This is a genomic window from Zhongshania sp. (assembly GCF_041584495.1).
Classification (GTDB): Bacteria; Pseudomonadota; Gammaproteobacteria; order Pseudomonadales; family Spongiibacteraceae; genus Spongiibacter.
This window is the reverse complement of sequence record NZ_JBFHDY010000123.1, coordinates 1-10,066: the sequence shown is the minus strand read 5'-3', so window position 1 is coordinate 10,066 and position 10,066 is coordinate 1. Positions and strand designations below refer to the sequence as shown.

At 49.6% G+C, this 10,066-nt stretch carries 8 protein-coding genes; 4 read left to right on the top strand and 4 right to left on the bottom strand.

Features of this window, described 5'->3' with window-relative positions; genetic code table 11:
- Positions 1-383 precede the first annotated feature (383 nt).
- Positions 384-1,229, top strand: a complete 846-nt coding sequence (locus ABYP33_RS15615; protein ID WP_373092086.1) for an OmpA family protein — start codon at positions 384-386, stop codon at positions 1,227-1,229.
- A gap of 197 nt (positions 1,230-1,426) precedes the next feature.
- Here ABYP33_RS15615 and ABYP33_RS15610 read toward each other — a convergent pair whose 3' ends face one another.
- Both ABYP33_RS15610 and ABYP33_RS15605 read right to left on the bottom strand, forming a co-directional pair.
- The gene (locus ABYP33_RS15610) at positions 1,427-2,761 is read right to left on the bottom strand and encodes a flavohemoglobin expression-modulating QEGLA motif protein (RefSeq protein ID WP_373092085.1); all 1,335 of its coding nucleotides are present in this window, start codon (positions 2,759-2,761) and stop codon (positions 1,427-1,429) included.
- Entirely contained in the window at positions 2,754-3,881 is a 1,128-nt protein-coding gene (locus ABYP33_RS15605) for a peptidase C39 family protein (RefSeq protein ID WP_373092084.1), read from the bottom strand. Before ABYP33_RS15605 ends, ABYP33_RS15610 begins: the two co-directional genes overlap by 8 nt.
- 232 nt (positions 3,882-4,113) lie before the next feature.
- On the opposite strand from ABYP33_RS15605, the gene ABYP33_RS15600 reads away from it, so the two are divergent.
- The gene (locus tag ABYP33_RS15600) at positions 4,114-5,583 is read left to right on the top strand and encodes a RimK family protein (RefSeq protein ID WP_373092083.1); all 1,470 of its coding nucleotides are present in this window, start codon (positions 4,114-4,116) and stop codon (positions 5,581-5,583) included.
- Here the strand turns inward: ABYP33_RS15600 and ABYP33_RS15595 are convergent.
- Together ABYP33_RS15595 and ABYP33_RS15590 are read right to left on the bottom strand one after the other, a co-directional pair.
- A complete protein-coding gene (locus tag ABYP33_RS15595; protein WP_373092082.1) occupies positions 5,580-6,635 on the bottom strand; it encodes a DUF3080 family protein in 1,056 nt (351 codons plus the stop codon). The two genes, ABYP33_RS15600 and ABYP33_RS15595, sit on opposite strands and share 4 nt — an antisense overlap.
- A 35-nt stretch (positions 6,636-6,670) precedes the next feature.
- On the bottom strand, positions 6,671-7,240 hold the full coding sequence (locus ABYP33_RS15590) for a glutathione peroxidase (protein WP_373092081.1): 570 nt from the start codon (positions 7,238-7,240) through the stop codon (positions 6,671-6,673).
- 174 nt (positions 7,241-7,414) lie between these two features.
- Here ABYP33_RS15590 and ABYP33_RS15585 point away from each other — a divergent pair, with 174 nt between their 5' ends.
- Both ABYP33_RS15585 and ABYP33_RS15580 read left to right on the top strand, forming a co-directional pair.
- The gene (locus tag ABYP33_RS15585) at positions 7,415-8,377 is read left to right on the top strand and encodes a helix-turn-helix transcriptional regulator (RefSeq protein ID WP_373092080.1); all 963 of its coding nucleotides are present in this window, start codon (positions 7,415-7,417) and stop codon (positions 8,375-8,377) included.
- Between the two features lie 13 nt (positions 8,378-8,390).
- On the top strand, positions 8,391-10,066 hold a 1,676-nt coding region (locus ABYP33_RS15580; protein ID WP_373092079.1), incomplete at its 3' end, for an SWIM zinc finger domain-containing protein.

The window sequence follows — 10,066 nt, the reverse complement described above, 5'->3', positions numbered from 1 at the left end:
CCGTTTTGATCAACTGGGGCTGATCTCGTTAGTGGATCAGTATCGTCGTCTCATGAGTACAATATGAACCGCCGTATACGGAACCGTATGTACGGTGGTGTGGGAGGACGGCGGAAGTGATTCCGCCTCCTACCCGATCCAAAAGTTGACTGTTAACCCCACATTCTTTGATTTTGCCCCTTTACAGGCGCCTCCGCGACACAAAATTTAAAAATGGTGAAAGTAGGCGCATATTTTGCTTCGTAATGCGCGCAGACCGGCTAGCGGTGCTGGCACGGAACGCTAATTTATCGGCGACCCATAAGGGTTGTTTAATCGATTAAGCTGACCGAACTGAGATGCATCATCAGCGAGGTTTGTAGCAATCACGTAACGGGGGTTACATGAAAAAAGCACGCTTAGGGACAGTTTTAACATTCGTGATATTGGCTATGTCGCCGTCGGTTGGTGCTGAAGAGGGCACGTGTAAATCACCTGCGCCTGGTATGCCGCTGGAGTTAGATGGCTGTAAGGCGGGGGATTCTCTCATATTAAGAGAGGTTCATTTTGACAACGATTCGGCCAAATTGCGGCCAGAGTCAAAAATATTTTTAGATCAAGTCGCCAGGGAGCTAAAGCAAAATCCAACCATAAAAGTCGCGATTGAGGGGCATACCGATAATAATGCATCCTATGATTACAATATGAACCTGTCACAGAATCGCGCTAACGCTGCTAGGTTTTATCTGGTGTCAGTTGGTGTTAACCCCGATCAATTGGTGCCTAAAGGCTATGGCTTTACACAGCCTATCGCCGATAACGCCACCGCTGACGGCCGAGCCTTAAACCGCCGAGTAGAGCTAGAATTGGTGGGTACTTTGGTCTTGGCGCCAGCCAAACCGACCAAGGTTTATATCTCAACCTTTCATGCCAAACCTCAGCAATTGGAAGTGCCGGTTGGCACTGAAGTGACCTGGGTAAATTACGACGAAATCTCTCACGATATTAGCTTTGATGGGCTGATGGGTTCGCGTATCTGGACGAGTCCATGGCTAGGTAATTCATATAGTCTGAAATTTGACCAAGCGGGTACCTATAATTACCGCTGTAGTGTGCATAAGGATGTTAACGGTAAAATTGTGGTTAAGCCGTCAGTGGCTGAATATGTCACTACCGAGTCGCCGGTGTATGGCGGCCAAACGACCTCGTCGTATAAAGCCAAGCAAACGCGGGAACCCTACGGCGGTTAAGCGATTTTCCGGTTTTGAAACAGGGTGTTTAGGCGGGTTACAAGACGACGATGCACTGATTCAAGGCCGTTTTTACTACGCTAGCAGTTTTGATTTGCACAAATACTGAGCAAAGCGCTCAGTATTTGTGCTTTTTTTTAAGCAAAATGTGTTGCTCCATTCATCCTGCTCGAAAATGATGGGCGGGTGGACTCCCACTATTTTAAATGCGCGTGCACATCAATAGTTTGCTCAAACAAGGCTTTGAAGTGTTCCTGAATACGCGCCAAATCCAATAGCGACATACCGCTGGAAAAGCCAAACCACACATACAGGCCATTGAGATCCCTGAACATGGGTGGCAAATAGCGTGGTGCCTCGATAAAGCCCGCCTGCTGATAATGATGAAGAACAGGCACATCATCTAATGCTACTTTACCCACAAACAGCATGGGGAGCATTTCTGGTTTATCTGACAAAATGGCGCTGCGTATAAAGTTTACGGTTTCCACAAAGCCCTTCACATACGACAAGTCTTTGGTAAAGCAGCTGCCGCCTTCGACCATGCCGCCGCGAAAAACCCGCTGAGCAATTTTATAACTGTCGTGTTGGCTAAGGCCTTGGCTGACAAAGTGGCGGTAGACCTCAAGGAAGTCGGCGCCATTTTCAGCCATATCTATGGCGACAACGCGGTCACTAATACGGCGGGCGCGTGCCGGAAACGAGCTAAAGGTCAGTGTTTCAATTAATACCGCCAAGCCTTCTTGCAGCGCAGTAATACGCGGTGAGCCAACGCTCAGCCACGTAGCCCAGGGTTGGTTGCGGCCATTGAGCGTGGTGCCGACATGCACCCAGCCTTCATGTACCTCGAGTACTTGAATGTCGAGTCTGGAGAAGGACGAGTGGGTGTTGACCTTAATGCAGTCTCCCCCCGCAGAGGCGTCAGAGACGATGCCGTCGGTTGCCTTTACGGAAAAAATACTGTCGGAGAAATAGGGAGTAAGGCGTTGCGTTAATTGGCGTACCGCTTCCTCTGCATTGAGATTTTTAGGGTAGGCCGCCGCGAGGTGTTTGGCGGCGGGCAGCGAAAATATATGGCAGAGCCGCTGCCCCATCTCAATTAAACTGAGTTTGTCGCCCCGCAGATGATCGCGCGCAGAACCATAGAGTTCGCGACTGGCCGCCATGAATCGCGGTGTGCCACGATTTTCAAGCATATCGATCACGATCAAATACTGTTCGATGGTCTCGCCTAAAATTTTACCCAGCGGATCTGCTTTGCCCAGTTCTTGGTGTACTTGGCTGCGCAGATTTTTTAGCTCGCTGATTTTGCTTTTAGAGTCAAAATTCAGGGCATTGCGTAAATAATAATCGCGATCAACCTTAGGTAGTGTACTGGCTTTATCGGCAAAGAATTGGGTTTCAAAGCGTTGGGGCCATTTAATGGCGTCGAGAATCAATATGGGTTTCTGGATGGCGATAAGCGACTCTGAAAGCCGTTTCAGCGATTCGCAGTAGTGGCGGTCGGCTGTACTCAGTGATTGGCTAGACATGCGCTGGTGGCTGCTCCTTACTTGAGGGGTGAATCGCGATTAGGCAGCGCAGTCGACTGCGGCCAAAGCTCGCCATGGCGGTGAAGGCATCAATGCTAATTGGCACGTGCATAAAGTCTGTTTCACTCTGCCAGCGACTGTCATTGGTGTCGGGGTCGCTAATATACACAAAGTGTTCATCCGTCTTGCTCACATAGACCCAGTGGGGCGCGCGATTGCGGTTGAGTGCCCAGGTACTAATCAGCGCTAGCACATTGTCGTGGCGTTCCAGAATCTCGCGGAATTGACCACGCCCTAAAGGGTTAATTTCAATAGTAGCGGGGAAGTGCGTGAGTTGCTCAATAAAATCCTCATGCACAAGCTCAATAACGTCGCGTTTTTCACTGCTGCGAACACTGTCTATAAACGGTACGCCACTGCTATTGATATACAGACTTACACCAAAATTTCGACGCAGTGCCGCCAAGGCTAAACCGTGGGGAGAGCAGCCGCCGTGGCCGGTGGTCATGAAAATGGTGGTTGCCTCCCGCCACAATTGCAGTTCTTCGCGGCGACTCATAAGGTACTCGGGCCGAATATTCGCCATGGCCATCATCAATGCTGCGGGGCCACAGCTGAACTCGGTGGTTTGCCGGTAATAGGCGGGGGCCTTCTGAATAATTTGACTGGTTTCTGGGTGCAGGCGCTTCTCAAAGCGCAGCGCGGTGCAACCGTCTTCGTAGTAATTCTCAATATCGTCAAAAACGTGATAATCCAGCTTTTGATATAAGGCAATAGCGTTGGGGTTGTCGTTACGTACTTCCAACCGGATAAACAGGCAGTGGCGGGCCAATGCCTCGCTTTCGGCGTCGGCGAGTAGGGCTTGGGCGAGACCCTGGCCGCGATAGTTTGGGTCAAGTGCAATAGAGTAGAGTCTGGCCAAACTGGTGCCGGTGCGAAACAGCACTATACTGTACCCGGCAATAACGTTGTTAACGAGTATGACCGAGGCCAAGTGCGCACCGGGTTTAATTAAGCTTTTGAAGCTGCGGCGCGACAGTTTGTCGCCGTCAAAACAACGATTTTCCAATTCTACTAAGGTGTCCAAGTCGCTCTCGGTGGCGGGGCGGATAAGACTCATCGTATAAACCTGTTAACGGCGGAGTTGCCATAGCGAATTGTGGGCCGCTCGCGCGGGAAAAGCCAATAGAAATCACAGTTGTTGCCGACCCGTAATGACGTCAATTGGCCGATAAATGCCCTAGGCCTAACGGCGGTGCTAATAGCGCAATATTTACTTGTTGCGATGATTGTTAATGCGAGAAATTGGTCGCAGAATGCGGCTAATTGTTTGCCCTAATGAGAGATAACTGATGTCACGCTTTTTTGTCGTTGTGGATGACCTAAAGGATTGGTCGCCCTATTACCCTAGCCAAGATGTCATCACTTTTGATGACTACCTAGAGCGAATTGGGCAAAGCAGTGGCGAACGGGTAAGGGTTATTAATTTGGCGAGAAGTTATCGCTATCTCGGCACCGGATATTATTGCTCCTTGCTGGCAGAGGCGCGCAGTCACCATGTTTTACCCTCGGTTAACACGCTCAGTGAGCTGGCGCGTAAATCACTTTCAGATATTTTGCTTGAAGGGGTGGAGCCTTTACTCGCTAAATTACCGACAGCCAAGACCGGCGATAGTATTAGTTTTCGCAGCTGGTTTGGTGAGTGCCTGGCGCCGGAATATAGCGCAATTGCCAAAGCGGTGTTTGAGCGATTTCCATCGCCCTTAATTGAGGTTACGCTTGAATTTGGCAAGACCCGCTGGCAGATTAAAAAGTTGCAACTGGTCGCCTTAAAATCATTAAAAGCGGGCGGTGAGCAAGAGGCCTTTGCCTCAACGTTTGAGCGTTTCAGCAGCAAAATGTGGCGTAAGCCCAAGGCCAGAAAAACCTTCCGCTACGATTTGGCCATTCTGGTTGATCCGGAAGAAAAGCTGCCGCCCAGCGATAAGGGGGCGCTGCGCAAATTTACCAAGGCTGCCGCTAATTTAGGTATTTCTGCTGAGCTAATTACCAAGAAGGATTATTTACGCTTACCGGAATACGACGGTCTGTTTATTCGCGAGACAACCTCGGTAGATCACCACACCTACCGTTTTGCCAAAAAGGCCGCCGCAGAGGGCTTGGTGGTGATGGACGATCCAAGCTCCATTTTGCGCTGCACCAATAAAATTTATTTGGCGGACTTACTCACTAGCCATAAAGTGCCGACTCCGCGTACTGAAATTTTACGCCGGGACAATACCGAAGAATTACGACGAATTGAAGAAACGCTTGGCTATCCGATTGTACTAAAAGTACCTGACGGCGCGTTTTCCCGAGGTGTCGTTAAAGTAGAAAATTGGGAAGCCTTGGAAAGTGAGAGCAAGCGTTTGCTCGACAAATCGGCCTTGCTATTAGCGCAAGAGTTTATGTATACCGATTACGACTGGCGCATTGGTGTATTAGACGGCAAGCCCCTGTTTGCCTGTCGTTATTATATGGTGCGCAATCACTGGCAAATTTATAAGCACAGTAGTAGCAAAAGTCAGTCCGGCGGCTTCGACACCATGCCGACCTACGAAGCACCTAAAAAAGTGATCGACGTTGCCGTAAAAGCCTGTAAATTAATTGGCGATGGCTTCTATGGCGTAGACGTAAAACAATCAGACAATCGGGTGGTGGTGATTGAAGTCAACGACAACCCGAGTATCGACGCTGGGGTTGAAGATTTGTTTTTAGGCGATGGCTTATACGACTCAGTCATGGACGTGTTTCTGCGCCGTATGGAAAAACGTCGACGTTAATTTCCAGGCTGCAAGCCGCACTGTTTGAGCAGCTCACCGGCCAGTGCAACATGCTGGCGTTGGGCTTTGCTGATTGCGAGCAGTAAATTATCGCGCTGCTTTTGCCAATCGAGATAGGCCTTAGGGATCGCTAATTGATTGGCAGCCATTACCGTGAGCAGCTTATCTTCAATCTCAGCCATAATGGTCATAACATTAAATTGATGTTGGTTGATTGCGCTGGCCTGTTTTTGCAGCTGTTGAATGAACACACTGCGTAAAGTCCCCTGAAAGTGCGTTGCAGCCGGTGTTGGCTGAGGATTGAGGCACAATGGTCGGCCATTAACGCGCTGGGTAATAATGGCGCTGGCGGTTGTTAGGCCTGCCAAATTCACCCGCTGAGCTGCAAGCATACTGCCGCCTGCGCCCAAACGAATCTGGCCTAGGGTATTGAGTACGTCTTCACTAAATTGCTGCCATGTCAGCGATGACCAGTCTGCCATGCTGCCGGGCTGACTGAGCCACTCGGTTTGCCATTGTTGCCAGCGGGCGAGCGCAGCGAGGCTAGGGTCTTTGCCGTTAAGTGGGTAAGCACTGAGATCAACAGGTATTTGCCAAAACTGGCGAAACTCTGGGCCAATCAAGCTTGCAGCAAATATACGCGCAGGCAACTCCCGCTGTTTAACTCGGGTTGCGGCCTGTAACTGGGCGGCAAGCGCCATTAATCCATCTTCCTCCAGTATTTTTTGGCAAACAGTGGCCTGATTGATAAAACGTAAATCAAAAATCAGGCGGGCGGCGGCGTCGCCATGGCGACCAAGAATACTATTGCGCTGGGCAATCGTGTCGCGCAGGGCGCAGCGCCGCATCCTTAAAAAATCCAGCAAATCGATACCACTGTCACTAAACTCAAGACTGAGCTCTCTGGGCTTGGGTAAGTGGGGAAAAGCTATATTGTCATGTGGCGTAGCTTGGCGTTGTAGCACTCTTTCTAATCGGCTTTGGTAATCTTGCCAATGGGCGGTGAGTTGTTCGCTGTCACCGCAAGCGATGAGGGTGCTAACGAGGAGCATCGCGAGCGTGATACGCCAGTGCGTAAACCAATGTGTCACGGCTGTAATAATAGAGCCATTATGGCTTTGCGCAACGCTGTAGCCTCGGGCGTGGTCTCTGAATTAAAGCTCAATGCTGCGCCTGTTTTGGGGTCGAAGACGTACTTATAAAAATTCCATTTTGGCGGTGTATCGCTTGCCTTGGTTACCAAGGTAAGCAGTGGGTCGGGCTTGTCGCAGAATATGCAGGCCTTGTGAAACACTGGAAAACTTACCCCGAAATTAGCATGGCAAACCTTGGCCGTTTTCGCTGAGTCGCTATACTCCTGGCCGCCGAAGTCTGCTGTGGGGACGCCCAGCACAAGTAGACCCTCGTTCTTAAATTCTTGGAATAGTTGTTCTAAACCTTCAAACTGGGGCGTAAAACCGCACATGCTGGCGGTATTCACCACTAACACTGCTTTGGCGCTGAGCAGGGTGTCACAAAGATTGAGGTTTCCTGCTTCAAGGGTGGGCAGAGATTGTTTTAAATTCTCTGGGCACTGCCATGCAATGGTATTGTGGCTAGTAGTAAGGAAAATGATAAGGCATAGTAGCGAGTATAAATAGTGCTTCTTGGGCTGCATATATTCACCATAACTCTATTGGTTTGGATAATATGTGTTGCTGTATTCAAACACGTTGTAAGGCAATACTATATACCAATAATAAATGTGATCAGATTACAGGCCCACTGAACGTCTGAATTGGTGGTGTGGGGGCATAATTTCAATAAGTAACTCATGGATGGGTGTTTTTTTTTGGATAAATTTGATCGCTTTCAGCTGTTACATAGACAGTTTCGCCAACACCGAAAACCGATACCTATTGCTCGACTGGCTGCTTTACTTGAGTGCTCTGAGAAAACGGTAAAACGCGCCATAGAGAACATGCGCGATTACTTGGATGCCCCCATAGAGTACGTTCCTGAAGCCAAAGGCTGGGCCTATGTAGTGGGCGAGCAGGACCACTATGAGCTGCCTGGGCTGTGGTTGACCAGTGCGGAACTGCAGTCGCTGGCCCTGCTTTTACAACTCCTCGAGAGCTTTGGCAACGGCTTGCTCAACCAGGAGCTAGTAGTTGTAGAGCAGTCTATTACCAAAATGTTGACGGCTCGTGGCATCGAGCGCAGCGCCTTCGATCAACATATTAAAGTATTGCCTCTCAGTAACCGCTATGTTGCTAGCCACGTGTTTGCCCAAGTGTGCGAGGCGGTATTAAAAAAGCGAAGGCTGTCTATTAGTTATCGGAACTACCAGCAACATGTTTCGCGCCGAGAGATAAGCCCACAAACCCTCGTGTACTACCGCGAGAATTGGTATGTGGATGCGTGGTGTCATCTTCGTAATGAGCTGCGGACCTTCTCAGTAGCTCGGCTAACCGCGCTTAGCGTACTTGATAAAAGCGCATTACCCGTGGCGGCAGAACAACTAAACTCGCACTTTACGGCGGGTTATGGCATTTTTTCTGGCGCCGCAAAATACACAGCGGTACTGCGCTTTAGCACTGAGATCGCCCACGAAATTGCCATGCAACAATGGCACCCCGAGCAAAGTGGCAATTGGGACGCAGGCGATTACCTGCTCAGCCTGCCCTACAGCGACGACCGCGAATTGATTCAAGACATACTGCGATATTGCCCTCATGTCCGTGTCGAACAACCACCGGAATTGCGCCAAGCAGTGCACAAGCGGCTTCAACAAGCCATTCAATTATATAAGTAATAAGTGACGAAAAATGCGAGAAATTAGCGAAGAGCTGCTCATTCAAATGGCCGGAGATGCTGCTTACAAACGCGGTTTAGTCTATTACAAACAAGGTCATGTTGGTGAACTTAAGTTAAAGGGCAAAACCATTATTGCGGAAGTTGAAGGCAGTGCAATTTACCAAGTGACCTTAAAGCACACCAGCAAACTCTTCGACGGTAGCTGCGACTGCCCGGCCTCAGAAGGCTTTGATTTTTGTAAACACTGCGTGGCGACCGCCTTGGTCTATCGCGACCAGCTTCAGCAAGATAAAACCTTACAAGGTAGTACCACCAAAGACCGTCTGCCAAACTATTTAATGACCTTAGACAAACAGCAATTAGTCGCCATGCTACTAGAACAACTGCGAAACGACCGCAATGCCCTTGCACAGCTAACTATCAAGGCCGATATGGCCGCCGGTAAACTCAATGACAAAGCCATAAAAAAGCAAATCACTGCCGCAACGCCCTTAAACAAACACCTGCATAGTTACCCCCAAGTGCGCAATTACTTTGCCCGCCTCGACGCCGTGCTAAGCAGTTTAGACGCCGTCATGCCAGATTTGCCCGCAAACAAGGCCCTAGCGCTAACAGATTACGCCATTGCGAGGGTAGACCGGGCGCTAGACACCATCGACGATTCCGGCGGCTTTCGCTTCGATGCCCTAGAGCGCCTAGCAAGCTGGCATGAACGCGCCCTTAGCGCTGCGGCATTACCTGCAACAGACTTGGCGGCATACCTATTTTCCTTGTTTATGCGGCCAGAATCTGAATTTTATCCTTCTATTCCAGATGAGTACGAAGACATGCTCGGTGAGGAGGGCATGCAGGTCTTTATGACAAAGCTTCGAGTCGCTTGGGATGCCTTGCCACCATTGCAAGAAAAAGACTGGGCAGTGCAAGGCGACTACATGCACCTGCTATATCCACTTAAGTATGAGGCCATCAGTCGTAACGACAGCGAGGCAGTCATTGCCCTATATGCCAAAATAGCCTGTGACTTTGGCGATTTTCTTAAGTTGTCGGATCTCTGTCTTGAACACAATATGTTTGACCAAGCCCTGTGGTGGCGAAAGCGCGCGGAAACAGCTAAAAATAAACCTTACTCCGCTACCGCCGCACTGGAAAATAATCAAATAGCACTTTGGCTATTCCACAAAGACTACACACCAGTGCTAGAGTTGCTTTGGCAGCGTTTTGCTAAATGGCCAAGTGTTGAGCATTACAGAGAAATAGCCGCGATCAAGGGCCAAAAAGACAACAAACAAAATCGTGCTAAAGCCATTGAACTAGCGAAACAAGCAGTTAACAATCAAAATAAATTCTTCGGACAATTTGAGGCCGACAAAACCATAGCGGAACTCCATCTTCATTTTCAGGAATTCGAACAGGCCCTAGCGTTAGCCGAGACCAGCAAACTCCCCTCACACTTACTGGTAAAGATCGCCTCGGCCAATCCCCAGCACGCTGAGCGCGTTCTACCACTGCTGTATCGCGCAAGCCGCGCCTTCATTGAATCCAGCAACAACGACGGCTACCACCGCGCCATAGACACGCTCAAACTGGCCAATGAACTGGCTGGTAAACAATACGCACACCAAGTGAGGCAAGTTCTGGATGATTTACTCGCCGAATTCAAACGCAAACGGAATTTTTGCCAGTGGTT

Coding starts and splice junctions, on each gene's coding strand:
- ABYP33_RS15605 (WP_373092084.1), bottom strand. CDS start 3,881: ATGAGTCTTATCCGCCCCGCCACCGAGAGCGACTTGGACACCTTAGTA.
- ABYP33_RS15615 (WP_373092086.1), top strand. CDS start 384: ATGAAAAAAGCACGCTTAGGGACAGTTTTAACATTCGTGATATTGGCT.
- ABYP33_RS15595 (WP_373092082.1), bottom strand. CDS start 6,635: ATGCTCCTCGTTAGCACCCTCATCGCTTGCGGTGACAGCGAACAACTC.
- ABYP33_RS15610 (WP_373092085.1), bottom strand. CDS start 2,761: ATGTCTAGCCAATCACTGAGTACAGCCGACCGCCACTACTGCGAATCG.
- ABYP33_RS15590 (WP_373092081.1), bottom strand. CDS start 7,240: ATGCAGCCCAAGAAGCACTATTTATACTCGCTACTATGCCTTATCATT.
- ABYP33_RS15600 (WP_373092083.1), top strand. CDS start 4,114: ATGTCACGCTTTTTTGTCGTTGTGGATGACCTAAAGGATTGGTCGCCC.